We start from the raw sequence: 25621 nt of genomic DNA on the forward strand, positions 1-25621 counted from the left end.
GGGTGCCGCCGTCGTACGTCTCGGACCAGCCAGGGGCTCTGGGCGCTGCACTTCAGGGTGTCGAGGAAGCTCGGCCAGGGGCGTCAGCCGAGGGCCGAACGTCCCGGTTCGGGCCTGGATTGCGGCCTTCTGGGAGGTCGCCGGCCGCTAACCTCCGGTCATGACGCGCGAGGGTGGGTACGACGCGGATGTGGTGGTCGTCGGCAGTGGGTTCGGGGGCGCGGTCACCGCGCTGCGGCTGACCGAGGCCGGGCACCGGGTGCTGGTCCTGGAGCGCGGGCGGCGGCTCTCCGACGCGGACCTGGTGCGCGCCAGGCGCGACCCCCGCGACTACCTGTGGCAGCCCTCGCTGGGGCTGCGCGGGTTCTTCTGGCAGCGGATCTTCCGGCACATGGCGATCATCGGCGGCACCGGCGTGGGCGGGGGCTCGATCGTCTGGGCGGGCGTGCTGCTCGAGCCGGGCGAGGACTTCTACGCCGCCCCCGCGATGAGCGGCCTGGGCGTCGAGTGGCGCGCCGAGCTGGAGCCCCACCTGGCCCGGGCGGCGCGGATGCTGGGCCGGGTGACCAGCCCTCACCACGGGCCGATGGACGATCATCTGCGGGCGGCCGCGCGTGCGGTCGGCGCCGAGGCGACGTTCGGGCCCGTCCCGCTGGCCATCCACTTCGGACGCGAGGGCGAGCGCGAGCCTGACCCGTTCTTCGGTGGGGAGGGGCCCGAGCACACCGGCTGCCGGCTGTGCGGGGAGTGCCTGCTCGGCTGCCCGTACGGCGCGAAGAACCAGCTGACCCGCAACTACCTGCACCTCGCCGAGCGCTACGGCGCCCGGATCCGCGCCGAGCAGGAGGTGCACCGCGTCGAGCCGTTGGCCGAGGGCGGCTACCTGGTGGGGGTGCGCCACCCGTGGCGGCGCGGCGAGACCGGCACGGTGCGCGCGCGGCAGGTGGTGCTCGCCGGCGGCGTGCTGGGCACCGTGGAGCTGCTCTACCGCTGCCGCGACGAGCTGGGCACCCTGCCGAGGGTCTCGCCGCGTCTGGGCCAGCACGTGCGGACGAACTCCGAGGCGCTGACGGCGGTGCTGCAGCCGCCCGGCCAGGACCTGTCCCGCGGGCCGACGATCTCGAGCGACTTCCACCCCGACGAGCGCACCCACACCACCCTGAACCGCTACATCGGCGGCTGGCACATGCGTTTCCAGGTCGGGCCGATGGTGGACGACGCGCGGCCCGCCCGCCGGGCACGTCGGGTGCTGGGCCAGCTGATCACCCGCCCGGGGGCCCAGGCCCGGCTGCTGTCCGCGCGCGGGCTGCTGCGGCGTCTGACCGTGCTGACCACGATGCAGCACCATGACAGCGAGCTCGCCCTGGACCTGCGTGCGGCGCCGCTGCGGCCCTGGCGCCGGGTGCTGCGCTCCCGGCTGACCGGTGGGGAGCGGCCGCCCAGCTACCTGCCGATCGCCAACGAGGTGACCCGGGCGTTCGCGGCCGCGTCCGGTGGGCGCGCGCTGAACCTGCTGGGGGAGTCGGTCGGCGGGCTATCGATCACCGCGCACATCCTCGGCGGCGCGGTGATGGGCACCGATGCCAGCCGGGGGGTCGTCGACGCGGACCACCAGGTGCACGGCCACCCGGGGCTGTACGTGATGGACGCCAGCGTGATCCCGGCGAACCTCGGCGTGAACCCGTCGCTGACCATCACCGCGCTCGCGGAGAGGTTCGCCTCACGGTTCCCGGCGCCGGCCGGTGCTCCGCGGCGGCGCGAGCCGATCGACGCCCGGGAGACCGCGACCCCCAAGCCGGTAGCTCCTGATGAGCCCGGAGGCAGGGGGCGCCGTTGAACAGGTAACGAACGGTGCCTGGGTGACCGTTCGTTGCGCCCTCGTCCGTGGGGGCGCAATCTGGGGAGGTACGCCAGTCAACGATGGAGTCTGTCGACGCATCTGCGCCGACCGTTCGAGGAGGCATGGGCATGAGGCGAGCTGCACTCTCCGTCGCCGGCGCCGTGCTCGTGTCCAGCGCGCCCATGCTCACGGCGTCGCCCGCCGTGGCAGACAGCCAGGGCTGTGTGACGCGGCACGAGTTCTACGAGGTGCGCCCCGGGATGCGAATGTCTCGCGTCCAACGGGTGTTCGACACCGCGGGCCGGGTTGCCTGGCGAGACGCCGGCCGGTTGCACAAGTACTACAAGGTCTGCCACGTCCGATTCATCAGACGACAGGCTGTGCACGTGATCTACCAGAAGGACCATGGCGTCTGGAAGGTGCGCCGGAAGTGGGCGAACGCCGAGTAGCGACGGTGCGTCGACTGGGCGCCCGGAACGAAGGAGCCTGAAATGAAGAAAAGGCCCCGTGGAGCCGGGGCCTTTCCAGTGTCCGAGGGGGGACTTGAACCCCCACCCTCTATACGAGGACTAGCACCTCAAGCTAGCGCGTCTGCCTATTCCGCCACCCGGACGAGTGCTGTGGAACTGTAACAAAGGTTCGCCCCAACTCTCACATCGGACCCCCCGGGCGGTGCAGATGTCAGGATGTGCCCATGGTCACCGAGAGCCCCCAGCCCGCGCCGTACGACCCCGCCGCCGAGGTCGTGGACCTGTGCCGCGACCTGATCCGCATCGACACCTCGAACTACGGCGATGCCGAGGGTCCCGGGGAGCGCAAGGCCGCCGAGCTGGTCGCCACCCTGCTCGACGAGGTCGGGATCACGTCGACGATGTACGAGTCCGAGCCGGGGCGCACGTCCCTGATCGCGCACTGGGGCGGTACGACGGGTGAGCCGCTGTTGCTGCACGGCCACCTGGACGTGGTGCCGGCCGCAGCCGAGGACTGGCAGGTGCACCCCTTCTCCGGGGAGGTCCAGGACGGCTTCGTCTGGGGCCGCGGCGCGGTCGACATGAAGGACTTCGACGCGATGCTGCTCTCAGTGGTCCGGGCCCGCACCCGCGCGGGTCGGCTGCCCGAGCGTCCGATCGTGCTGTGCTTCACCGCCGACGAGGAGGCCGGCGGGCACAAGGGTGCCGAGCACCTGGTCAAGGTGGCGCGCGAGGAGCTCGAGGGCTGCACCGAGGCGGTCGGCGAGGTGGGCGGCTTCAGCGCGACGGTGCGAGGTCGGCGGATCTACCTGATCGAGGCGGCCGAGAAGGGGATGGCCTGGATGCGTCTGCGCGCCCGCGGACGCGCCGGCCACGGCTCGATGATCAACCACGAGAACGCCATCACCGAGCTCGCCGGAGCGGTGGCCCGGATCGGTGCCTACGAGTGGCCGGTGCGGCTCACCCCGGCGATGCGGGTGCTGCTTGCCTCGGTCGGGGAGCTCGCCGGGACCGAGGCGACGCCGGAGAATGCGGAGGCGCTGATCCAGGAGTTCGGCCCGGCGGCTCGGATGCTGGGCGCCGTCATCCGGAACACCGCGAACCCGACGATGCTCGACGCCGGCTACAAGGTCAACGTCATCCCGACCGAGGCCACGGCACACCTCGACGGCCGGTTCCTGCCCGGCTACGAGGATGAGTTCTTCGCCACGATCGCCGAGTTGTGCGGGGAGAACGTCGAGATGGACTTCGTCAGCCACCAGCAGCCCTGGGAGATGCCCTACGACACCCCCCTGGTGGACGCGATGACGCGCTCGCTGATGGCCGAGGACCCCGACGCCCTCGTCGCGCCGTACCTGATGAGCGCCGGGACGGACGCCAAGCACTTCACCAAGCTCGGGATGCGCTCCTACGGCTTCGCGCCCCTGCGCCTGCCCGCCGACCTCGACTTCACCGCGCTCTTCCACGGAGTCGACGAGCGGGTCCCGGTCGACGCCCTCCATTTCGGCGCCCGAGTCTTCGACCGCTTCCTCGACGAAGCCTGACCCAGCACGTCGAGTCGGCGTGAGGTCGCACGCTCAGCACGCCGAGTCGGCGTGAAGTCGTGCGCTCGGTACGCCGACCGGGCGTGAAGTCGCACGCCCGTAGCGTGAGTTCACGCCGACTCAGCACCCGTACGACGCGAGTTCGCGCCGACTCAGCACCCGTACGACGCGAGTTCACGCCGACTCGGGGGGCGTACGAGGTGAGCTCGTGCCGGGTGGGCGGGGAATGGGGGCGGGGGCGAGGGGGTTGGGGTGGGGGCAGGACGCCGCACGCAGTCAACCGAAGGAGAGCTCGTGAGCAAGGTCCTTTTCGTGGTCACCGCAGCCCGGCACTGGACGCTGAAGGACGGCACCCAGCACCCCACCGGGTTCTGGGCCGAGGAGCTCGTGGCGCCGTACCGGGTCTTCACCGACGCCGGTCACGAGGTGGTGATCGCGACGCCCGGGGGAGTCCCTCCGGTGGTCGACAAGGCCAGCCTCGCCGCCGACGTCAACGGGGGACAGGAGCAGGCCGACGCCATCGCCGCCCAGCTCGACGGCATCGAGCAGCTCGCGACGCCGGTGCGTCTCGAGGACACCAGGCTCGACGACTACGCGGCGGTGTTCTACCCCGGCGGCCACGGCCCGATGGAGGACCTGGCGGTCGACGAGACCTCCGGGCGCCTGCTGGTCTCGGCCCTGGAGTCGGGCAAGCCGCTCGGCATCGTCTGCCACGCCCCCGCCGCGCTGCTGGCAACCGCCGACGCCGACGGCACCAGCCCGTTCGCGGGCTACCGGCTCACCGGCTTCAGCAACGCCGAGGAGAGCCAGGCCGGCCTGGCCGACCAGGCACCGTGGCTGCTGCAGGACCGCCTGATCGCGCTCGGCGCGGACTACCAGGAGGCCGAGCCGTGGACGCCGCACGTCGTGGTGGATCGGACGCTGTTCACCGGACAGAACCCGGCGTCCTCGGCCCCGTTGGCCGAGGAGATCCTCAAGGCCCTCTGAGTCGCCAGCGCGCACGCCGCGTGAGCACAGTGCGGTCGATCCGGAGCACCACCTGCTCCGGATCGACCGCACACGTGTCTCAGCGGCTCACAGGTAGAAGGTCGGCCGTGCCTGGCGGATGATCTTGCGCCGCAAGGTGACCCGCCGGGTGCCGTCCGGGGTGATCCGCACCCGGTCCAGCTCCCAGCCGCCGTGCTCGGCCCGGTCCACCAGCAGCCGGGTCACCACGTTGCGGGAGAACTCCCGCGACAGCGTGATCCGATCGAACTCCCACTCCACTCCCGGGGCGGGCGGCCGACGATGCGTGCGAGGGCTCATCTCACTCTCCTGAGACGTCGTCCAGTGCGTCAGTGATCTCCTCGGGCAGCTCGAGCCCCTCGGTCTCCAGCACGGCACGCAGCTGTGCCGCCGTCCGCGCCCCGACGATGGGGGCGGTGACCCCCTCCCGGTCGCGCACCCAGACCAGCGCCACCTCGAGCGGCGACCAGCCCAGCCCGTCCGCGGCACGGATCACGGACTCCACGATGCCACGGCTGCGCTCGCCGAGGTAGGCGTTGACGAAGCCGGCGAAGTGCTCGGTCGCGGCGCGTGAGTCCGAGGGGGTCCCGTGCCGGTACTTCCCGGTCAGCACCCCGCGACCCAGCGGCGACCAGGGCAGCACGCCGAGGCCGAGCGCCTGGGCGGCGGGCAGCACCTCCGCCTCGATCGAGCGGTTCAGCAGCGAGTACTCCACCTGCGTCGAGGCGAGCAGTGCACGCCCCGGCACCGCGCGCTGCCAGGTGGCGGCCTGCGCGGTCTGCCAGCCGGTGTAGTTCGAGATCCCCACGTACGACGCGCGACCGCTGGACACCGCCAGGTCGAGCGCGGTGAGCGTCTCCTCGAGCGGGGTCGAGTCGTCCCACACGTGCACCTGCCAGAGGTCGACGTGGTCCACCCCGAGGCGCCGCAGCGAGGCGTCGAGGGTGGTGAGCAGATGACCGCGCGAGGTGTTGGTCGAACGCTGACCGTGGCGCCGCGAGATCCCGGCCTTGGTGGCGATCACCAGGTCGTCGCGGTCGGCGATCTCGCCGAGGAGCGACCCGATCAGCTCCTCCGAGGCTCCGTCGCCGTAGCCGGCCGCCGTGTCCAGCAGCGAGCCACCCGCCTCGGTGAAGGCGATCAGCTGGTCGCGCGCCTCATGCTCGTCGGTGTCTCGTCCCCATGTCATCGTCCCCAGACCGAGCCGGGAGACCTTGAGCCCTGTCGAGCCCATCGCGCGCTGCTGCATGGCGCAACGTTAGCCACGCCCCTCACGGACGCTTCCCGCGGCACGCCGTACACGTGGGTGTCGGACCGCACCGACACACTTCCACGTAGGCTTCCGGCCCGTGGTCGACCTACTCAAGGCTGTCGTGCTCGGGACCCTCCAAGGGCTCACCGAGTTCCTGCCGATCTCCAGCAGCGCCCATCTGCGGATCTTCCCCGAGATGCTCGGCTGGGGCGACCCGGGCGCGGCGTTCACCGCGGTCATCCAGATCGGCACCGAGCTCGCCGTGCTCATCTACTTCCGCCACGACATCTGGCGCATCGCCACCGCCTGGCTGCGCTCGCTGGTGAAGCCGGAGTACCGCGGCCACCTCGACGCCCGGATGGGCTGGTTCATCATCATCGGCTCGCTGCCGATCGTGATCCTGGGCATCGCCCTCAAGGACGTGATCGAGAAGGACTTCCGCAGCCTGTGGATCATCGGCAGCACCCTGATCGTGCTCGGCATCATCCTCGGGATCGCCGACAAGATGAGCAGCAGCAGCAAGCAGATCAAGCAGATGAACCTGCGCGACGCGGTGCTGATGGGGCTGGCCCAGGCGGCGGCGCTGGTCCCGGGGGTGTCCCGCTCGGGTGCGACGATCTCGATGGGCCGGATCCTCGGCTACGAGCGCGAGGCCGCGACCCGCTACGCGTTCCTGCTGGCCATCCCGGCGGTGGTCGGCGCGGGCCTGTACGAGCTCAAGGAGATCCCGCACGGGGACAACTCCTTCGGCTGGGCGCCCACGATCGTGGCGACCGTGGTCTCCTTCGTCGTCGGGTACGCCGCCATCGCCTGGCTGCTGCGCTACGTCTCCACCCGCTCCTACACGCCGTTCGTGATCTACCGGATCGGGCTGGGCGCCCTCACCCTGGGCCTCGTCGCCACCGGCGTGCTCGCCGCCTGAGCCGCCGGGATCACAGCCAGCCAGACCGCTTGAACTGCACCCACAGCAGCCCCGACGAGAGCGCCATCAGCGCCAGCGCGAACGGGTAGCCGAAGGTCCAGCCGAGCTCCGGCATGAACTTGAAGTTCATTCCATAGATCCCGGCGATCAGCGTCGGCACCACCACCAGGGCCGCGTACGCCGAGATCGTGCGCATGTCCTCGTTCTGCTGCACCGAGATCCGCGCGACGTGGGCGTCGAAGGCCGACGAGAGCAGCGCGTCCAGGTTGTCGATGATCTCCGCCACCCGGCCCAGGTGGTCGTCGACGTCGCGGAAGAACGGCCGGCTGTCCTGCCGGATCCCCTCGACGCGCCCGGCCGCGAGGTTGCTCATCGGCAGCCGCAGCGGGATCACCGCGCGGCGTACCTCGGCGATCTCGCGCTTGAGGGTGTAGATGCGCTCCGCGTCGCGGCTGCTCAGCGTCGAGAAGACGGACCGCTCGACCTCGTCGACGTCCACCTCCAACGAGGCGGCCACGGACTGGTACTGGTCGACCACCACGTCGCACACGGCGTACACGACGGCCGAGGCACCCTGGGAGAGCACCTCGGAGGCCCCCTCCAGGTAGCTGCGGGCGGAGTGCAGTCCGTTGCCCTCACCGTGGCGCACGGTGACGACATAGCCGGGGCCGATGAACAGGTTGATCTCGCCGGTCTCCACGGCGTCCTCGGCGTCGACGTACCAGAGCGTCTTGAGGACCAGGAAGAGGTCGTCGCCGTAGTGCTCGAGCTTCGGACGCTGGTGTGCCTTTACCGCGTCCTCGACCGCCAGCGGATGCAGGCCCAGCTGCCCGGCGACGGTGTCCATCTCCTCGGCCGTCGGCTCGTGCAGCCCGACCCAGACGAAGGAGTCGTCTCCGCGGACCTGCGCCCGCGCCTCACCCAGCTGGTCCACGGCGACGGCGCCCTCTTCCCGGACGCCGCCGCAGTAGAGCGCGCTCTCCACGATCATCGGGTCACTGTACGACGGATACGCTCCACGCCATGGCCACTGTGATCCTCGCGCGCCACGGGCGCACGACCGCCAACGCGTCCGGCGTGCTCGCCGGTCGTCAGGCGGGCGTCCGCCTCGACGACACCGGCGCCCGGCAGGCCCTCGCCGCCGGTGAGCGGCTCGCCGCGGTGCCGCTGGCGGCCATCGTCACCAGCCCGCTGACCCGGTGCCGGCAGACGGCGTCGGCGATCGCCAGGGCCCAGGCGCACGAGCGCCCCGCGCCGCCGGTGATCACCGAGCGCGGACTGCTGGAGTGCGACTACGGGCAGTGGCAGGGCCGCTCGATCAAGGAGCTCGCCCAGGAGGACCTCTGGCGGGTCGTGCAGCAGCAGCCCTCCGCGGTGACCTTCCCCGGCGGGGAGTCGATGTTCGCGATGCAGGCGCGGGCGGTGGAGGCGATCCGCCGCCACGACGCCGCGGTCGAGGCCGAGCACGGGCCGGGCGCCGTCTGGCTGGCCGTCTCCCACGGCGACATCATCAAATCCGTGCTGGCCGACGCGCTGGGCACCCACCTGGACCTGTTCCAGCGCATCCACGTCGACCCGGCGTCGCTGTCGCTGGTGCGCTACACCGCGACCCGTCCGTTCGTGCTGGGCGTGAACACCCACGCCGGCGCGCTGGACTGGCTCGTCGCGCCCCCCGCGGCCGCCGCAGCGGCCGCCGCACCGGGCGCCCCGGGCACCGACGCGGCCGCCACAGGGGACCCCGGCGACCCGGGGGACGCCGTGATCGGCGGCGGCGCCGGGCCCGGCGCCGCCGCTGTCGGGTCATAAGGTGGGGGACATGGCACCCCTCGTCCACGGTTTCGACCCTCCGGAGCGCTTCGTCGCCGGCACCGTCGGCCCTCCCGGCCAGCGGACCTTCTTCCTGCAGGCACGCGAGGGCGCACGCGTGATCAGCGTCTCGCTGGAGAAGCAGCAGGTGGCCGCCCTCACCGAGCGGATCGACGAGCTCCTCGACGAGGTGATGGTCCGGGCCACCACCGAGGCGGTCGTCCCCGCCGTGGCGCCACTCGACCTCGAGGACACCGCCCCGCTGGAGCAGCCGATCGAGGAGGAGTTCCGGGCGGGCACGATGACGCTGTCGTGGGACCCCACCGACGAGCGCATCGTGATCGAGGTCTTCCCGTTCAGCGAGGCCGCGGTGGTCGCCCCCGACCAGCTCGACGAGGAGCTCGAGGAGCCCGAGCCCGACGAGCTGCTGCTGGTGCGCCTCAGCGCCGCCGCCGCGCGCGCGTTCGTCAAGCGCGCCGCCCAGGTCCTCGAGGCCGGACGCCCCGACTGTCCGTTCTGCGGCCACCCGATCGACCCCGAGGGCCACCTGTGCGTGCGCGCCAACGGGTTCCGTCGACGCGACCCGTGAGCGCACCCGGCCCGGCGGAGGTCGACGTCGAACAGCTCCGGACCGCTCCGATCGAGCTGCACGGGCGGGTGATGCCCGCCTCCAACGCCACCTTCATCGGCGAGATCGACGACGTCCGGGTGGTCTACAAGCCGGTGGCGGGGGAGCGTCCGCTGTGGGACTTCCCCGACGGCACGCTCGCCCAGCGCGAGGTGGCGGCGTACGCCGTCTCGCAGGCCCTCGGCTGGGACGTCGTCCCGCTCACGTTCCTGCGCGACGGACCGCACGGTCCGGGGATGGTCCAGCTGTGGCGTGAGCCCGACCCGGAGCAGAGCGCCGTCGACATCGTGCCCGAGGGCGAGGTGCCCCCGGGGTGGTGCCGGGTCTTCGACGGCGTCGACGGCAACGACAGCCCGGTGTCGCTGATCCACGAGGACACGCCCGCGCTGCGCCGGATGGCGATCTTCGACGTGCTGGTCAACAACGGCGACCGCAAAGGCGGACACGTCCTGGCGATGACCGACGGGCACCGCTACGGCGTCGACCACGGCGTGAGCTTCCACGTCGAGGACAAGCTCCGCACGGTGCTGTGGGGCTGGGCCGGCCAGGACCTGCGCACCGAGGAGCTCGACGCCGTACGGCGCGTCGAGGACCTCGCCCTGTCCACCGGAGCCGGCACCCTGGGCCCGGAGCTGGCCGAGCTCGTCACCGGCGCCGAGGTCGGCGCCTTCCTCTCCCGGTGCGCGCTGCTGCTGCGCCGCGAGGCGATGCCGACGCCCGGCGGGGGCTGGCCGTCGATCCCGTGGCCACCCTTCTGACCTGACCCGTGCAGGGGGTTGGCTAGGCTGCCCGCCATGCGTACGTGGTCTGCTCCAGACGTCCCGACCCTGCCCGTCACGGGTCCCATCGTCCGGTTGCACGACACCGCGACCGACGCCGTGGTGGCCACCGACCCGGTGGGACCGGCCCGGCTCTACGTCTGCGGCATCACGCCCTACGACGCCACGCACATGGGCCACGCCGCGACGTACCTCGCCTTCGACCTGCTCAACCGGGCCTGGCGCAGCGCCGGACACGAGGTGACCTACGTGCAGAACGTCACCGACGTCGACGACCCGCTGCTCGAGCGGGCCGCCAAGGTCGACATCGACTGGCGCGAGCTGGCCGAGCGGGAGACCGAGCTCTTCCGCCAGGACATGGAGGCGCTGCGGGTGCTGCCGCCGGCGCACTACATCGGCGCGGTCGAGTCGATCCCGCTCGCGGTCGAGCTGATCGCCCGGCTCGAGACCACCGGCTCGGTCTACCGTGTCGACGACGACCTCTACTTCTCCGTGGCCGCCGACCCCGACTTCGGCGCGGTGTCCCGCCTGGACCGCGAGGAGATGCTGCGGATCTTCCCCGAGCGCGGCGGCGACCCGGACCGGCCCGGCAAGCGCGACCCCCTGGACTGCCTGCTGTGGCGCGCGGAGCGCCCCGGCGAGCCGGCCTGGGAGAGCCCCTTCGGGCCGGGCCGCCCCGGCTGGCACATCGAGTGCACGGCCATCGCGATGGAGCACCTCGGCGGCGCCTTCGACGTCCAGGGCGGCGGCAGTGACCTGGTGTTCCCGCACCATGAGATGTGCGCGGGCCACGCCCAGGTGGCCGTGCCCGGCACGCCGTTCGCGCAGGTCTACTCCCACGCCGGGATGGTCGGCTACGACGGCGAGAAGATGTCGAAGTCGCGCGGCAACCTGGTGTTCGTCTCCGCCCTGCGCCGCAGCGACGTCGACCCGATGGCGATCCGGCTGACGCTGCTGCGCCACCACTACCGCTCCGACTGGGAGTGGACCGACGACCAGCTCTGGGCCTCGGTGGACGCGCTGGTGCGGATGCGCCAGGCGCTGTCCCTGGGCGCCGGGGCGCCGGCCGCGCCGGTCGTCGACATCGTGCTCGGCGCCCTGGCCGACGACCTCGACGCGCCCACGGCGCTGGCGGCCGTCGACGCCTGGGTCGCGGCCACGCTCGGCACCGACGGCCTGGCCGACACCAGCGACCCGAGCGCCGCGGCGACGATCCGGACGCTGCTCGACGCGGCCCTCGGCCTGGCTCTGTGAGGCGGGCCGGCCGGGTCGGTGCGGCTCAGCCGCCGGCCGGGTCGTCCCCGCGCCGCTTGAGGTAGCGCTCGAACTCGCGGGCGATCGCCTCGCCCGAGGCCTCCGGCAGGTCGGTGGTGTCCCGGGTCTCCTCGAGGGCGCGCACGTAGTCGGCGACGTCCTCGTCCTCCTCGGCGAGCTCGTCGACGCCGCGCTCCCAGGCGCGGGCGTCGTCGGGCAGCTCGCCGAGCGGGATGCTCGTCTCGAGCAGGTCCTCCAGCTGACCGACCAGGGCCAGGGTGGCCTTGGGGCAGGGGGGAGAGGCCACGTAGTGGGGGACCGCGGCCCAGTAGGAGACGGCCGGGATGTCGAGGCGCACGCAGGCGTCCTGGAAGACGCCGACGATCCCGGTGGGCCCCTCGTAGGAGGACTGCTCGAGCTTGAGCCGGTCTACCAGCTCGGGCTCGGTGGCGGTGCCCGTCACCGGGATCGGGCGGGTGTGCGGGGCGTCGGCGAGCAGCGCACCGAGCGTCACCACCAGCTGGCTGCCCAGGTCGTCGCAGGCGGCGAGCAGCTCGGCGCAGAACTGCCGCCAGCGCATGTTCGGCTCGATGCCGCGCACCAGGATCACGTCGCGTCCCATGCCCGGGGGCGAGGCGACCGCGATCCGGGTGGTGGGCCACTGGATGCGACGGTGGCCGAGCGCGTCGGTCCCGACGACGGGACGGTTGACCTGGAAGTCGTAGAACTCCTCGGGGTCGACCGCGCCGACGATGCGTGCCTGCCAGACGTCGATCAGGTGGTCGATGACCGACGAGGCGGAGTCGGCCGCGTCGTTCCACCCCTCGAAGGCGGCGATCACCACCGGGTCGACCAGCTCGGGCACGTCGTCCATCTCGATCACCCACCCAGCCTAGTCGCGGCCGGGGATTTCCTCCGTGCCGACCGGCGGTGTCACGATGCGGGAAGCCGGTCCACGAGACGGACAAGCCTGCCTAGGCTGGAGGACGCGGTCCGTGTCCGCGACCTTGAGGAGAACCTGTGAGCCCGTCCGAGCTGATTCGTCCCGATCTCACCGAGCAGCTCTCCGAGGCGATGCGCACCCGCATCCTGGTGATCGACGGTGCGATGGGCACGATGATCCAGGGCTACGGCCTCGAGGAGCCCGACTACCGCGGTGAGCGGTTCGCCGACACCGACCGCGAGCTCAAGGGCAACTCCGACGTGCTGTCGCTGACGCGCCCCGACGTGATCCGCGCGATCCACCGCAGCTACCTGGAGGCGGGCGCGGACATCGTCGCCACCAACACCTTCAGCGCCCAGCGCATCTCCCAGGCCGACTACGGCCTCGAGGACCTGGCCTACGAGCTCAACTTCGCCTCGGCCAGCCTCGCCCGGCAGGCTGCCGACGAGGTCACCGCGCAGACCCCGGACCGGCCCCGGTACGTGGCCGGCGGGCTCGGCCCGACCAACCGCACCGCGTCGATCAGTCCCGACGTCAACGACCCTGGCAAGCGCAACACCAGCTTCGACGAGCTCGCCGAGGCCTACCTCGAGCAGGCCCGGGGCCTGGTCGACGGCGGCGCCGACCTGCTGCTGATCGAGACGATCTTCGACACCCTCAACGCCAAGGCGGCGATCTTCGCCCTGGAGACGCTCTTCGAGGAGCGCGGGCGCCGCTGGCCGGTGGTCATCTCGGGCACCATCACCGACGCCTCGGGACGCACCCTGTCGGGTCAGCTGCCCGAGGCCTTCTGGAACGCCGTGCGCCACGCGCGGCCGCTGGCGATCGGGCTCAACTGCGCCCTGGGCGCCACCGACATGCGCCCCTACATCGCCGAGCTGGGCCGGGTCGCGGACTGCTTCATCTCCTGCTACCCCAACGCCGGACTCCCCAACGCCTTCGGGGAGTACGACGAGACCGCCCAGCAGATGGCCGCCGTGCTGGCCGAGTTCGCCGGCAACGGCCTGGTGAACCTGCTCGGCGGCTGCTGCGGCACCACCCCCGAGCACATCTCCGAGATCGCGAAGGCCGCCGCGTCCGGCACCCCGCACCAGCCGAGCACAATCGCGCCCGCCACCCGCCTCTCGGGCCTGGAGCCGTTCAACATCACCCCCGACAGCCTCTTCGTCAACGTCGGCGAGCGCACCAACATCACCGGGTCGGCGCGCTTCCGCAAGCTGATCAAGGACTCCGACTACGACGCGGCCCTGGCGGTGGCCGCCCAGCAGGTGGAGAACGGCGCCCAGGTCATCGACGTCAACATGGACGAGGGGATGATCGACGGCGTCGCCGCCATGGACCGCTTCCTCAAGCTGGTCGCCGGCGAGCCGGACATCAGCCGGGTGCCGGTGATGATCGACTCCTCCAAGTGGGAGGTGATCGAGGCCGGGCTCAAGTGCGTGCAGGGCAAGGCGATCGTCAACTCGATCTCGATGAAGGAGGGCGAGGACGCCTTCCGCGAGCACGCCCGGCTGTGCCGCAAGTACGGCGCGGCGGCCGTGGTGATGGCCTTCGACGAGGACGGCCAGGCCGACGACCTCGAGCGGCGCAAGGAGATCTGCGCCCGGGCCTACCGCATCCTCACCGAGGAGGTCGGGTTCCCCGCCGAGGACATCATCTTCGACCCCAACGTGTTCGCCGTGGCGACCGGCATCGAGGAGCACGCGTCGTACGGGCTGGACTTCATCGAGGCCACCCGCTGGATCAAGGAGAACCTGCCCGGGGCCAAGGTCTCCGGCGGCATCTCCAACGTGTCGTTCTCCTTCCGCGGCAACAACCCGGTCCGCGAGGCGATCCACGCGGTCTTCCTCTACCACGCGATCGCCGCCGGCCTGGACATGGGAATCGTCAACGCCGGCGCGCTGGTGGTCTACGACGAGGTCGACCCCGAGCTGCGCGAGCGCATCGAGGACGTCGTCCTCAATCGGCGCCCCGACGCCGCCGAGCGGCTGCTCGAGGTCGCCGAGGAGCACAACCGGGCCGCCGGGCGCACCGAGGCGGTGACCGAGGAGTGGCGCTCGCTGCCGGTCGGCGAGCGGATCACGCACGCGCTGGTCAAGGGCATCGACGCCTACGCGGAGTCCGACACCGAGGAGCTCCGTGCCGAGATCGAGGTGCGCGGCGGGCGGCCGATCGAGGTCATCGAGGGTCCGCTGATGGACGGCATGAACGTGGTCGGCGACCTGTTCGGGGCCGGCAAGATGTTCCTGCCGCAGGTGGTGAAGTCCGCACGGGTGATGAAGAAGGCCGTGGCCTACCTGATCCCGTTCATCGAGCAGGAGAAGCTCGACAACCCCCAGTACGCCACCGCCAAGGACACCAACGGCACGATCGTGATGGCCACCGTCAAGGGCGACGTCCACGACATCGGCAAGAACATCGTCGGCGTGGTGCTGCAGTGCAACAACTTCGAGGTCGTCGACCTCGGCGTGATGGTGCCGGTGCAGAAGATCATCGACAAGGCCGTCGAGGTGGACGCGGACGCGATCGGGCTGTCCGGGCTGATCACGCCCTCGCTCGACGAGATGGTCACCGTGGCCGCCGAGATGCAGCGCCAGGGGCTCACCATCCCGCTGCTGGTGGGCGGCGCGACCACCTCGCGCGCGCACACCGCGGTCAAGGTGGACGGCAAGTACGACGGCCCCGTCGTCTGGGTCAAGGACGCCTCGCGCTCGGTGCCGGTGCTGGCCGCGCTGCTCAGCGACGCCCAGCGCCCCAAGCTGCTGGCCGACCTGAAGACCGACTACGACGCGCTGCGCACCCGCTACGCCACCAAGCAGGACCGCCCGATGCTCTCCCTGGAGCAGGCGCGGGCCAACCGCACCCCGATCGACTGGGAGGGCTACCAGCCGCCCGCCCCGCGCCAGCCCGGCGTACACGTGCTGTCCGGCTACGACCTCGGGGTGCTGCGCGACTACATCGACTGGCAGCCGTTCTTCAACGCCTGGGAGATGAAGGGGCGCTTCCCCGACATCCTCAACAACCCGACGACCGGCGAGACCGCCCGCGCCCTGTACGACGACGCGCAGGCCATGCTCGACCGGATCGTCTCGGAGAAGTGGCTCACCGCCAACGCCGTCTTCGGCTTCTTCCCCGCTCACGCGGTCGGCGACGACATCGTGCTCTACACCGACGAGTCGCGCACCGAGGTGCTGAGGACACTGCACAACCTGCGCCAGCAGGGCGAGCACCGCGACGGCGTGCCGAACCGGTGCCTGGGCGACTTCGTGGCGCCGCAGGAGAGCGGGCTGCCCGACCACGTGGGCGCCTTCGCGGTGACCGCCGGCCTGGGCATCCACGAGCGGATCGAGGCCTTCAAGAAGCAGAGCGACGACTACTCCGCGATCCTGCTCGAGTCGCTCGCCGACCGGCTGGCCGAGGCGTTCGCCGAGCACCTGCACGAGCGGGTCCGCAAGGAGTTCTGGGGCCACGCCCCCGACGAGACGCTCGACAACGAGGCCCTGATCGCGGAGCGCTACGAGGGGATCCGCCCGGCGCCCGGCTACCCGGCCTGTCCCGAGCACACCGAGAAGCGGACCCTGTGGGAGCTGCTCGACGTCAACGCCAACACCGAGATCGAGCTCACCGACGGGATGGCGATGTGGCCCGGCGCAGCCGTCTCGGGCTGGTACTTCTCCCACCCGCAGTCGCAGTACTTCGTCGTCGGCCGGGTCGGTCGCGACCAGGTCGAGGACTACGCGCGGCGCAAGGGCTGGACGATCGCGGAGGCCGAGCGTTGGCTCTCCTCCAACCTCGCCTACGACCCGGAGGACTGAGCCGCTCCGACGCGCCTGTGCTGAGGTCGGGCGGAGCCCTGGTTTCTCGCGCGCGCGATCGACACAATGTGTGGGTCGCCGCTGCGGCCCAGGGCTCCCTCACCGGGGCGCCCTCCCACACCTCGAGGACTCGCATGACCGAGACCGAAATCGACCGCTCCGTCCCCCCGTCGGGGACCGGCTGCGCCGAGTGCCTCGCCACCCCGGACGGCTGGTGGTTCCACCTGCGCCGGTGCGCGCGGTGCGGGCATGTCGGCTGCTGCGACTCCTCGCCGTCGCAGCACGCCACCGCCCACCACCGCAGCACCGGACACCGCTACGTGCAGAGCTTCGAACCCGGGGAGTCGTGGTTCTGGGACTACGCGGACGAGCGGACGCGCAGCGGACCCGAGCTCGCTGCCCCGCACCATCGTCCCCTCGACCAGGGAGCGCCGGCGCCGGCGCACCTGGTGCCCGCGGACTGGGAGTCCCGGCTCCTCTGACTGCGCGAGCACGGGTGAGGCAGGATCAGCGCCGGTGGTCCTGCGACCCGTTGGCGCAGGCCGCGCACCTCGGTTCTAGGGTGGGCCGTCGCACAGGAACGCCGCACGGAGCCTGAGGGAGGACCTTCTGAACACCGCCGAATCGGGAGAACCCGGAGGTCGGACCGGCCACGCCGAGTTCCCCCACGCCGTCCTGTGGGACATGGACGGCACCCTCGTCGACACCGAGCCGTACTGGATCGCCACCGAGTTCGAGCTCGCCGAGCGCCACGGCGGGAAGTGGACCCACGAGCACGCGCTGGAGCTGGTCGGCAACGACCTGATCAGCTCGGGGCGCTACATCCGCGAGCACATGGGCATCGACCTCGAGCCCTCGCAGATCGTGGAGGAGCTGCTCGACGGAGTGGTGGCCCGGGTCGAGCGCGAGGTGCCCTGGCGACCCGGCGCCCGCGAGCTGCTGGCGGACCTGGGCGGCAACGGGGTGCCGTGCGCCCTGGTCACGATGTCCTACCGGCGCTTCGTCGAGCCGGTGCTGGCCGCCCTACCGCCGGGGACCTTCGCCGAGGTCGTCACCGGCGACGCGGTCACCCACGGCAAGCCGCACCCCGAGCCCTACCTCAAGGCCGCCGGCGCTCTGGGGCTCGACCCGTCGTCGTGCCTGGCCATCGAGGACTCCAACACCGGCGCCCGCTCGGCCGAGGCCGCGGGCTGCCTGGTGCTGTGCGTGCCCAACCACGTGCCGATCCTGGAGTCCGAGAACCGGGTCTTCCGCGACACCCTGGTCGGCCTGGACGCCGCCGCGCTGCGCCGGCTGACGCCCTGACGCCGCGGCCGTCCGGGCGCGCTCAGCCCTCGGAGGCGCTGCGCAACGTGGACGCGGGCTCCTCGCGCCCGAGCAGGGCGCCGTAGCTGAGTCCGGCGATCAGCGCTCCGCAGATCGGCGCGAGGATGAACAGCCACAGCTGGGCGATCGCGTCGCCGCCGGCGAAGAGCGCGGGGCCGATGGAGCGGGCCGGGTTCACCGAGGTGTTGGTGACCGGGATGCTGATCAGGTGGATCAGGGTCAGCGTCATGCCGATGGCCAGCGGCGCGAAGCCCTTGGGTGCCCGGGTGTCGGTGACGCCGAGGATCACGTAGAGGAAGATCGCGGTCAGCACCACCTCGATGACCACGCACGCCAGCAGCGAGTACTCACCCGGCGACCGGTCGCCATAGCCGTTGCTGGCGAACCCGGACTCCTCGGCGGAGAACCCGGCCTGCCCCGACGCCACCAGGTAGAGCACGGCGGCCGCGGCGATCGCGGCCACCACCTGTACGACGATGTAGGCGGGGGTGTCCTTCCACGGGAACCGCCCCCCTGAGGCAAGCCCGAGGGTGACCGCCGGGTTGAAGTGTCCTCCGGAGACGTGCCCGACCCCGTAGGCCATGGTCAGCACCGTCAACCCGAAGGCGAACGAGACGCCCAGGAAGCCGATGCCCAGGTGCACGTCGTCGTCGCTGAGGAACCCGGCCGCGAGCACGGCTGAGCCGCACCCGCCCAGGACGAGCACGAACGTGCCCAGGAATTCCGCTGCCAGCCGGTGCGTCATCGGGATGGGAGTCGACATCGTGCCTCCGAGGGGCTCGCGGACCGAGGACGCTCCCCGCTCCGGGTAGTCCTCAAGTGTGCACCTCGCACGCCCAAATGGCTCGGGTCCTGCTCCATCGAAGGGGTCCGCTCAACGGAGCTCCGTGTCCGGCTGTCGTGCAGATCGTTGCCGATTTGGGACCTGCCACCGGGGTTTCTCCCGTGGCGTGGCTCACACTGCGGCCAGTATGTTCCCCGAAACCGGTCTCATTCGGGCCCGGGTCCGAGTCAGTAAGGGGTCTGGACGTGAACCGCAGAAGGCATGCGATCGCGCTGGCGGGGGTGGGCGTGCTGATGGCGTCCCTCGTCGCCTGCGGCGGCGACGACGAAGGTGACGGCGGCAACGGCGACGGCGGGAACGGCGCGGGCGACGCCAGCGGCGCCCCCTGGATCCTGGGCACCACGGAGTCCGTGACCGCGATGGACCCCGCCGGGTCCTACGACTTCGGCTCGTGGAACATGCAGTTCAACATCTTCGAGCAGCTGGTCTCCATCCCCGCCGGGGCCGACGCGCCGGTGGGCGACGCCGCGGAGTCCTGCGACTACGACGACGCCGAGACGGTGACCTGCACCCTGCGCGAGGGGCTGAAGTTCTCCAACGGCAACGAGCTCACCTCCTCGGACGTGAAGTTCTCCTTCGAGCGCAACATCGCGATCGCCGACCCCAACGGCTCCTCGGTGCTCCTCGGCGCGATCAGCAACGGCGACGAGAAGAAGCCGGCGCTGGCCGAGGGCGCGATCGAGACGCCCGACGACACCACCGTCGTCTTCCACCTCAACAAGCCCGACACCACCTTCCTCAAGGTGCTCAGCACGGCCACGGCCTCGATCGTGGACGAGGAGACCTTCCCGGCGGACAAGCTTCTGGGCGACGCCGAGGTGATCGGCTCCGGCCCCTTCAAGCTCAGCCAGTACAAGCCCGGCGAGCAGGCCGTCCTCGAGGCCAACGCCGAGTACGACGGCGAGCGTGCGCCCAAGAGCTCGCAGATCTTCGTGCAGTACTTCGAGGACGCGGCACCGCTCAAGCAGGCCGTCGAGTCCGGCCAGGTCGACGTGGCCTGGCGCACCCTGAGCCCCACCGACCTGAACTCCCTCGAGGAGGGCGGCAAGGTCGACGTGCTGCACGGCGAGGGCTCGGAGTTCCGCTACTGGGTGTGGCAGTTCGCCAACCCGGTCGCCAAGGACGTGGCCACCCGGCAGGCCGTCGCCCAGATCATCGACCGCGAGGCGATCGCCCAGGACGCCTACGACGGCACCGTCGAGCCGGCGCAGTCCATCGTGCCGCCCGGGTTCGGTGGCCAGAAGGACTCCTTCGAGGAGAAGTACGGCGAGCCCGATGTGGAGGCCGCGAAGAAGCTGCTCAGCGACGCCGGCATCAAGACCCCGGTGAAGCTGACGCTCGGCTACACGCCCACCCACTACGGCCCCAACGCCGTGGACGAGGCCAACGAGCTCGCCGCGCAGCTCAACGACAGCGGCCTGTTCGAGGTGACCACGCAGGACGCCGAGTGGGAGGAGTACCAGACCCTCTACAAGGAGGGCGCCTACGACCTGTTCATCCTGGGCTGGTACCCCGACTTCCTGGACGCCGACAACTACCTCACCCCGTTCCTGCGTGAGGGCGGCTTCTACGCCAACAACTACAACAGCGAAGAGGTCAACGCCCTGCTCGACCAGGAGCTGGCCGAGACCGACGAGGGCACCCGCAGCGACCTGATCGGGCAGATCCAGGACATCGTGGCCGAGGACGTGCCGCTGATCCCGTCCTGGAACGGCCAGAACGTCGCGGTGGCGAGCTCGGAGATGGAGGGGGTCGAGGAGACGCTCGACCCGACGTACATCTTCCGCTTCTGGGGCATCTCGAAGAACAGCTGATCACCTGGGGGAGGAGGGCGCGCGCTGCGCCCTCCTCCCTCGCCCTTGTCCCACCCGTCCCACCCGTCCCACCCCGCCCCACCGTGCGTGTCCTGGCCGGCACGCCCCAGAGGAGTGATCTTGAGTTCCGCATCGGGCTCGCTGCCGCGCTACGTGATGGTGCGGCTGGCCCTCGTCGTACCGATGATGTGGGTGCTGCTCACCGTCGTGTTCTTCCTGCTCCGCGTGGCGCCGGGCGACCCGGTCTCGGCCGCTGTCGGCGGGAAGCTGAGCGAGGACGCCCTGGACGCGCGCCGGGCGACGTTGGGCCTGGACCGGCCGATGCTGGTGCAGTACCTGGACTACCTCGGCGACGTGGTCCGCCTCGACTTCGGCAACACCATCAGCGACAACCGCCCGGTCCTGGACCTGATCAGGGACCAGGGCGGCGCCACCCTGACCCTGACCCTGGGCGCCTTCCTCTTCGCGCTGCTGATCGGCCTGCCGCTGGGCCGGCTCGCCGGGCGCTACCGCGACTCCGCGCTGGACGCGACGATCCGCGTCTTCGGGGTGGTGGCCTACGCCGCGCCGATCTTCTGGGTCGGCATCATGCTGGTCATCCTGGTGGTGAACCTGTTCCCCGGCTGGCCGACCTACGACATCGCCTCGGTGGTCACGAAGTTCACCACCGAGCCGAAGACGCACATCCTGCTCGTGGACACCATCCTGGCCGGTGACGGCGCCGCGACCGTCGACGTGCTCAAGCACCACCTGCTGCCGTGCCTGACCCTCGGCCTCCTGCTGTCCGGGGTGATCATCCGGCTGGTGCGCATCAACGTGATCCAGGCGATGAAGGGCGACTACGTCGAGGCCGCCCGCGCCCGCGGCATCGCGGAGGGCCGGGTGATCCGCAAGCACGCCTTCCGCAACGCGCTCGTCCCGGTGATCACCGTGATCGGCCTGCAGATCGCCCTGACGCTCTCCGGCGCGGTGCTCACCGAGCGCACCTTCAACTGGCCGGGGCTGGGCACCTCCCTGATCGACTACATCACCGCCCGCGACTACATCGCGGTCCAGGGGCTGGTGACGTTCTTCGCGATGATCGTGGTGCTCGTCAGCGTCGTCGTCGACATCATCAACGCCCTGGTCGACCCCCGAGTGAGGTACTGATGCGCACCCTCCTGCGGACCGTCTGGAACACCAAGGGGATGGCCCGGTGGATCTTCTTCACCGGCCTGCTGATCACCGCGGTGTTCGTGGTGTTCGCGGTCTTCGCGCCCTGGATCGCCCCCTACGACTTCAACCAGAGCACGGCCGACGGTTCCAAGCTGCCCAAGCTCGCCGCTCCGTCGGGCGAGCACTGGCTGGGCACCAACGACCAGTTCTACGACATCTACTCCCGGGTGGTCTGGGGGGCGCGGACCGCGCTGGAGGTGATCGTGCTGGCGGTGCTCCTGTCCGCCGTCGTCGGGGTGCCGCTGGGGATCCTCTCCGGCTTCATCGGCGGCTGGATCGACCGGATCCTGGTCTTCCTGATGGACGCCATGTACGCCTTCCCGGCGCTGCTGCTCGCGATCGTCTTCTCCTTCCTGCTGCGCGGCCCCCTCGGCGGGGGCATCGTGGCGGCGGCCCTGTCGCTGACGGCCGTCTACATCCCCCAGTACTTCCGGGTGGTGCGCAACACCACCGTCTCGGCGCGCGAGGCGACGTACGTCGAGGCCGCGCGAGCGATCGGGGCGCCCCCGTTCACGATCATGCGCAAGTACCTGTTCGGCAACGTGGTGCAGTCGGTGCCGGTGCTCGGCACGCTGAACGCCGCCGACGCGCTCGGCACGCTGGCCGCGCTCGGGTTCCTCGGCCTTGGCATCCAGTCCAACGAGGCCTCCGAGTGGGGCTACGACCTGAGCCGTGCCCTGGATGACGCCGCCGCCGGCAGCTGGTGGCCGGCGCTGTTCCCCGGCCTGGCGATCGTGCTGCTGATCACCGCCCTGACGCTGGTCGGCGAGGGCCTCAACGAGACGGTGAACCCCGCGCTGCGCCGGCGCAGGCTGCGCCCCGTGCAGCTGCCGGCGACCGACGACACGAAGGTGACCCCGTGAGCGACCTGACCCTCACCTCCGGCTCCGGCTCCGCCCCGGAGACCGGTCCCGACGCCGACCCTGTGCTCGACGTACGTGACCTGCGGGTCTGGTACGGCACCGAGCGCGGCCCGGTGCAGGCCGTGAACAAGGTGAGTTTCGAGATCCGCAAGGGCGAGATCCTCGGCCTGGTCGGGGAGTCCGGCTGCGGCAAGTCCACCCTGGGCCGCGGCCTGGTGGGCCTGCTGCCCGACGGGGCGGTGCGCGACGGCGAGCTCCACTTCCGCGGGCGCGACATGCTTTCGCTGCGCAAGAAGGAGCAGCACGCGATGCGGGGCAAGGACCTCGCGATGATCTTCCAGGAGCCGCTGACCCGGCTCAACCCGCTGATGCGGATCTCGGAGCACTTCGCCGAGACCCTGCGCACCCACGTGAAGGGGATCAGCAAGGAGGAGATCGAGCAGCGCTCCATGGAGGCGCTGCGGCTGATGGGCATCCCGCCCACCCGCTACCGCGCCTACCCGCACGAGTTCTCCGGCGGCATGCGCCAGCGGGTGATGATCGCGCTCGCCCTCGTGCTGCGCCCGGCCTTCGTGGTCGCCGACGAGCCGACCACCGCCCTGGACGTGCTGGTCGAGGCGCAGATCATCCGCATCCTGCACGACCTGCGCAGCACCTACGAGACGTCGCTGCTGCTGATCACCCACAACCTCGGCATCATCGCGGAGGCCTGCGACCGGGTCGCGGTGATGTACGCCGGGGAGATCGTGGAGATCGGCGACGCCCGCGAGGTCTTCTCCCGCCCCCAGCACCCCTACACCCGCGAGCTGCTGCGCAGCACCATCTCGCTGCGCACCACCGGCCTGAACTTCATCGACGGGGCCCCGCCGGACCTCGTGGAACCCCCGTCGGGCTGCTACTTCCACCCCCGCTGTCCCGACGCCATGCAGGTCTGCGCCACCCGGCACCCGGTCCAGCGCGTGCACGACTCGGGCACCCGCGCCGCCTGCTGGGCCGCCGACCTGCGCGACGGCCAGGTGGACCTCACCGACCACGAACGCGCACCCCTGGTGCGGGAGGAGATCTCCGTTGCCGACGAAGCCTGAGCCACCCGTGACCACCCGCGTGGAGACGCGCTCGGACGCCGTCGTCGACGTCCAGGACCTCTCCGTGCACTTCGAGCTGCGCGGCGGCGCGCTGAGCCGGCTGCTGGGCCTCAAGACGCGTGCGGTGAAGGCCGTGGACGGCGTCTCCTTCAACCTCCGGCGCGGCGAGGTGCTCGGTCTGGTCGGGGAGTCCGGGAGCGGCAAGTCCACGCTCGGCCGGGCGCTGCTCGGGCTGGTGCCGGCGACCAGCGGGAGCATCACCTACCACGACGCCGGGCGTGGGGAGCGGGTCGTCTCCACCATGCGGGGCCGCGAGCTGCGCGAGCTGCGGACCAACCTGCAGATGGTGTTCCAGGACCCGCACGCCGCGCTGAACCCGTCGATGACCATCGAGGACGCCGTCGGACACCCGCTGGTGATCCACAAGATCGCCCAGGGCGAGGAGCTGCGCCGACGCGTGGCGCACGCCCTGGAGCGGGTCGGGCTGGCCCCGGTGGAGCGATTCCTGTCCAAGTACCCCTCGGACCTGTCGGGCGGGCAGAAGCAGCGGGCGGTGATCGCGCGTGCGATCATCCTCGACCCCGAGGTGCTCGTCGCCGACGAGCCGGTCTCGATGCTGGACATGAGCGTGCGCGCCAAGATCCTGCAGCTGATGCTGGACCTCAAGCGCGACCTGGGACTCACCTACATCTACATCACCCACGACCTGGCCAGCGCCAAGTACTTCTGCGACCGGATCGCGATCATGTACCTGGGTCGCGTGGTGGAGATCGGGCCGACCGAGGAGATCTTCCGCAACCCCCGCCACCCCTACACCAAGGCGCTGCTCAAGGCGATCCCGGAGCCGGACCCGGAGCTGATGGTGGCCCGCGACCTGCCCCGCGGGGAGATCCCCGACGCGGCCAACCCGCCGCTGGGCTGCAGCTTCCACCCGCGCTGCCCCGAGGCGACGCCCGCCTGCGGGTGGGAGGCGCGCGACCTCAAGACGCTCCTCGAGGAGCACTGGACCCGCCGCCCGGAGGCCTTCGAGGCCGAGCAGTCGCTGGTCGGCAACCTCGAGGTGCTGGACCGGCCCAGCCAGGTGGCACGGCTCGGGCGCGGCGGCGCCGGCGAGGTCCGCGGGCTGCTGGAGCGGATCCGCGCGGAGAACGCCGACGAGCCGCTGTGGGGAGGGGTCGACCGGATCGAGGACCACGGCGCGGGAGTGGACGTGCACTTCCACGAGGGGGTGGACCCGCGGCTGCGGCGGGCGGGCACCGTCGACGTGGCCTGCGTGCTCTACCCGACGCCGGACTCGCCGCCGGACCCGGTGAGCGGCACCGGCGCCGACTGAGCCACCTCCACCACGGCGGCCTCGGGGGTGGTCGGGGGCAGCGGCGGGGGAGTGCCCCCGAACTCGGGGCAGAGCGCCTGGTGGGCACACCAGGCGCACAGCGCGCTGCGCCGCGGCTGCCAGTCCCCGGTCTCCTCCGCGTGGCGGATCGCGCGCCAGATCGCCTCCACCTTGCGCTCGGTGGCCAGCAGCTCGGCCTCGTCGGGCACGTGGCGCAGGATCTCGCCGCTGCCCAGGTAGACCAGCTGCAGCATCGCCGGGACCACCCCGCGGGTGCGCCACAGCACCAGCGCGTAGAAGCGCATCTGGAACAGCGCCTTCGCCTCGAACGCCTCGCTGGGGGCCCGGCCGGTCTTGTAGTCGACCACGCGCACCAGCCCGTCCGTGGAGACGTCGAGCCGATCCACGAACCCGCGCAGCAGCAGGCGCGAGTCGAGCACCGTCTCGACGTACAGCTCCCGCTCAGCCGGCTCCAGGCGCCGGGGGTCCTCCAGGGTGAAGTAGCGCTCCAGCACCTCGCGGCACCCGGCCAGCCACCCGGCCAGCTCCGGGCCCTCCTCGCCGAGCATCGCGGCGAGCTCGGGCTCGGCCTCCCGCAGGCCCGCCCACGCCGGATCGAGCATCCGGGCGGCCTGCTCAGGGGTGCGCTCGGCGGCCGGCAGGTCGAAGAGGTCCTCGAGCACCTTGTGCACCACGGTGCCGCGCACGGCGTCCGGCGAGGGCGGCTCGGGGAGCCGGTCCACGGTGCGGAAGCGGTAGAGCAGCGGGCAGGTCAGGAAGTCCCCGGCGCGGCTGGGGGAGAGCGCGCCGAGCACCTCGACGCCGTCGACCGGCGTCGAGACCAGATCCGCTGGGGAGTCGTGCGGGGCGCTCATGGCAAAAA

At 71.3% G+C, this 25621-nt stretch carries 23 protein-coding genes and 1 tRNA gene; 17 read left to right on the forward strand and 7 right to left on the reverse strand.

Annotated features, from left to right (window positions below; genetic code table 11):
- Positions 1–160 precede the first annotated feature (160 nt).
- Entirely contained in the window at positions 161–1837 is a 1677-nt protein-coding gene (locus tag AC6EI4_RS10830) for an FAD-dependent oxidoreductase (protein WP_498451446.1), read from the forward strand.
- Positions 1838–1968: 131 nt separating this feature from the next.
- Positions 1969–2289, forward strand: coding sequence for a hypothetical protein (locus AC6EI4_RS10835; RefSeq protein ID WP_498451447.1), 321 nt, complete (start codon positions 1969–1971; stop codon positions 2287–2289).
- A 79-nt stretch (positions 2290–2368) separates the two neighbouring features.
- On the opposite strand, the gene AC6EI4_RS10840 is transcribed toward AC6EI4_RS10835, so the two are convergent.
- Positions 2369–2453 (reverse strand) — tRNA-Leu (locus tag AC6EI4_RS10840).
- Positions 2454–2534: 81 nt separating this feature from the next.
- Here AC6EI4_RS10840 and AC6EI4_RS10845 point away from each other — a divergent pair.
- Together AC6EI4_RS10845 and AC6EI4_RS10850 are read left to right on the forward strand one after the other, a co-directional pair.
- A complete protein-coding gene (locus AC6EI4_RS10845) occupies positions 2535–3854 on the forward strand; it encodes a M20/M25/M40 family metallo-hydrolase (RefSeq protein WP_498422819.1) in 1320 nt (439 codons plus the stop codon).
- Between the two features lie 294 nt (positions 3855–4148).
- Entirely contained in the window at positions 4149–4841 is a 693-nt protein-coding gene (locus AC6EI4_RS10850) for a type 1 glutamine amidotransferase domain-containing protein (RefSeq protein WP_498451448.1), read from the forward strand.
- An 87-nt stretch (positions 4842–4928) separates the two neighbouring features.
- Here the strand turns inward: AC6EI4_RS10850 and AC6EI4_RS10855 are convergent, their stop codons facing one another.
- Positions 4929–5159, reverse strand: coding sequence for a DUF5703 family protein (locus AC6EI4_RS10855; protein ID WP_498422816.1), 231 nt, complete (start codon positions 5157–5159; stop codon positions 4929–4931).
- A 1-nt stretch (position 5160) separates the two neighbouring features.
- Entirely contained in the window at positions 5161–6108 is a 948-nt protein-coding gene (locus AC6EI4_RS10860) for an aldo/keto reductase (RefSeq protein ID WP_498422815.1), read from the reverse strand.
- Positions 6109–6208: 100 nt separating this feature from the next.
- Here AC6EI4_RS10860 and AC6EI4_RS10865 point away from each other — a divergent pair, with 100 nt between their 5' ends.
- On the forward strand, positions 6209–7033 hold the full coding sequence (locus tag AC6EI4_RS10865) for an undecaprenyl-diphosphate phosphatase (RefSeq protein WP_498451449.1): 825 nt from the start codon (positions 6209–6211) through the stop codon (positions 7031–7033).
- 10 nt (positions 7034–7043) lie between these two features.
- On the opposite strand, the gene corA is transcribed toward AC6EI4_RS10865, so the two are convergent.
- A complete protein-coding gene (gene corA / locus AC6EI4_RS10870; RefSeq protein WP_498451450.1) occupies positions 7044–8024 on the reverse strand; it encodes a magnesium/cobalt transporter CorA in 981 nt (326 codons plus the stop codon).
- 32 nt (positions 8025–8056) lie between these two features.
- On the opposite strand from corA, the gene AC6EI4_RS10875 reads away from it, so the two are divergent.
- Genes AC6EI4_RS10875 through mshC form a run of 4 tightly spaced genes read left to right on the forward strand, consistent with a single transcriptional unit; the run spans position 8057 to position 11500 of the window.
- Positions 8057–8839, forward strand: a complete 783-nt coding sequence (locus AC6EI4_RS10875; RefSeq protein WP_498451451.1) for a histidine phosphatase family protein — start codon at positions 8057–8059, stop codon at positions 8837–8839.
- A gap of 10 nt (positions 8840–8849) precedes the next feature.
- On the forward strand, positions 8850–9428 hold the full coding sequence (locus AC6EI4_RS10880; RefSeq protein WP_498422809.1) for a DUF3090 domain-containing protein: 579 nt from the start codon (positions 8850–8852) through the stop codon (positions 9426–9428).
- On the forward strand, positions 9425–10225 hold the full coding sequence (locus tag AC6EI4_RS10885) for an SCO1664 family protein (protein ID WP_498422807.1): 801 nt from the start codon (positions 9425–9427) through the stop codon (positions 10223–10225). Before AC6EI4_RS10880 ends, AC6EI4_RS10885 begins: the two co-directional genes overlap by 4 nt.
- Positions 10226–10261: 36 nt before the next feature.
- A complete protein-coding gene (gene mshC, locus AC6EI4_RS10890; RefSeq protein ID WP_498451452.1) occupies positions 10262–11500 on the forward strand; it encodes a cysteine--1-D-myo-inosityl 2-amino-2-deoxy-alpha-D-glucopyranoside ligase in 1239 nt (412 codons plus the stop codon).
- 25 nt (positions 11501–11525) lie between these two features.
- Here mshC and AC6EI4_RS10895 read toward each other — a convergent pair whose 3' ends face one another.
- Positions 11526–12374, reverse strand: coding sequence for a PAC2 family protein (locus AC6EI4_RS10895; RefSeq protein WP_498423132.1), 849 nt, complete (start codon positions 12372–12374; stop codon positions 11526–11528).
- A 146-nt stretch (positions 12375–12520) separates the two neighbouring features.
- Here AC6EI4_RS10895 and metH point away from each other — a divergent pair, with 146 nt between their 5' ends.
- From metH to AC6EI4_RS10910, 3 genes are all read left to right on the forward strand, one after another.
- Positions 12521–16258, forward strand: coding sequence for a methionine synthase (metH, locus tag AC6EI4_RS10900; protein WP_498451453.1), 3738 nt, complete (start codon positions 12521–12523; stop codon positions 16256–16258).
- A gap of 134 nt (positions 16259–16392) precedes the next feature.
- Positions 16393–16740, forward strand: coding sequence for a UBP-type zinc finger domain-containing protein (locus AC6EI4_RS10905; RefSeq protein WP_498451454.1), 348 nt, complete (start codon positions 16393–16395; stop codon positions 16738–16740).
- A gap of 127 nt (positions 16741–16867) precedes the next feature.
- Entirely contained in the window at positions 16868–17563 is a 696-nt protein-coding gene (locus tag AC6EI4_RS10910; RefSeq protein WP_498451600.1) for an HAD family hydrolase, read from the forward strand.
- 22 nt (positions 17564–17585) lie between these two features.
- On the opposite strand, the gene aqpZ is transcribed toward AC6EI4_RS10910, so the two are convergent.
- Positions 17586–18347, reverse strand: coding sequence for an aquaporin Z (gene aqpZ, locus AC6EI4_RS10915; RefSeq protein ID WP_498422798.1), 762 nt, complete (start codon positions 18345–18347; stop codon positions 17586–17588).
- Between the two features lie 266 nt (positions 18348–18613).
- Between aqpZ and AC6EI4_RS10920 the strand changes: the two genes are divergently transcribed.
- The 5 genes from AC6EI4_RS10920 (at position 18614) to AC6EI4_RS10940 (ending at position 24738) form a co-directional block, all read left to right on the forward strand.
- A complete protein-coding gene (locus AC6EI4_RS10920; protein ID WP_498422796.1) occupies positions 18614–20242 on the forward strand; it encodes an ABC transporter substrate-binding protein in 1629 nt (542 codons plus the stop codon).
- Positions 20243–20356: 114 nt separating this feature from the next.
- Complete coding sequence (locus AC6EI4_RS10925) at positions 20357–21391, forward strand: ABC transporter permease (protein WP_498451455.1); 1035 nt, start codon at positions 20357–20359, stop codon at positions 21389–21391.
- Positions 21391–22320: an ABC transporter permease gene (locus tag AC6EI4_RS10930; RefSeq protein WP_498422792.1), complete on the forward strand. Its 930-nt coding sequence runs from the start codon at positions 21391–21393 to the stop codon at positions 22318–22320. Before AC6EI4_RS10925 ends, AC6EI4_RS10930 begins: the two co-directional genes overlap by 1 nt.
- The gene (locus tag AC6EI4_RS10935) at positions 22317–23405 is read left to right on the forward strand and encodes an ABC transporter ATP-binding protein (protein ID WP_498451456.1); all 1089 of its coding nucleotides are present in this window, start codon (positions 22317–22319) and stop codon (positions 23403–23405) included. Before AC6EI4_RS10930 ends, AC6EI4_RS10935 begins: the two co-directional genes overlap by 4 nt.
- A 7-nt stretch (positions 23406–23412) precedes the next feature.
- Positions 23413–24738 carry an ABC transporter ATP-binding protein gene (locus AC6EI4_RS10940; protein ID WP_498422789.1) on the forward strand — a complete coding sequence of 442 codons (1326 nt, stop codon included), beginning with the start codon at positions 23413–23415 and terminating at the stop codon, positions 24736–24738.
- Here the strand turns inward: AC6EI4_RS10940 and AC6EI4_RS10945 are convergent.
- The gene (locus AC6EI4_RS10945) at positions 24684–25613 is read right to left on the reverse strand and encodes a RecB family exonuclease (RefSeq protein WP_498422787.1); all 930 of its coding nucleotides are present in this window, start codon (positions 25611–25613) and stop codon (positions 24684–24686) included. The two genes, AC6EI4_RS10940 and AC6EI4_RS10945, sit on opposite strands and share 55 nt — an antisense overlap.
- Positions 25614–25621 lie beyond the last annotated feature (8 nt).

The organism is Nocardioides sp. Z43_10 (assembly GCF_059766615.1).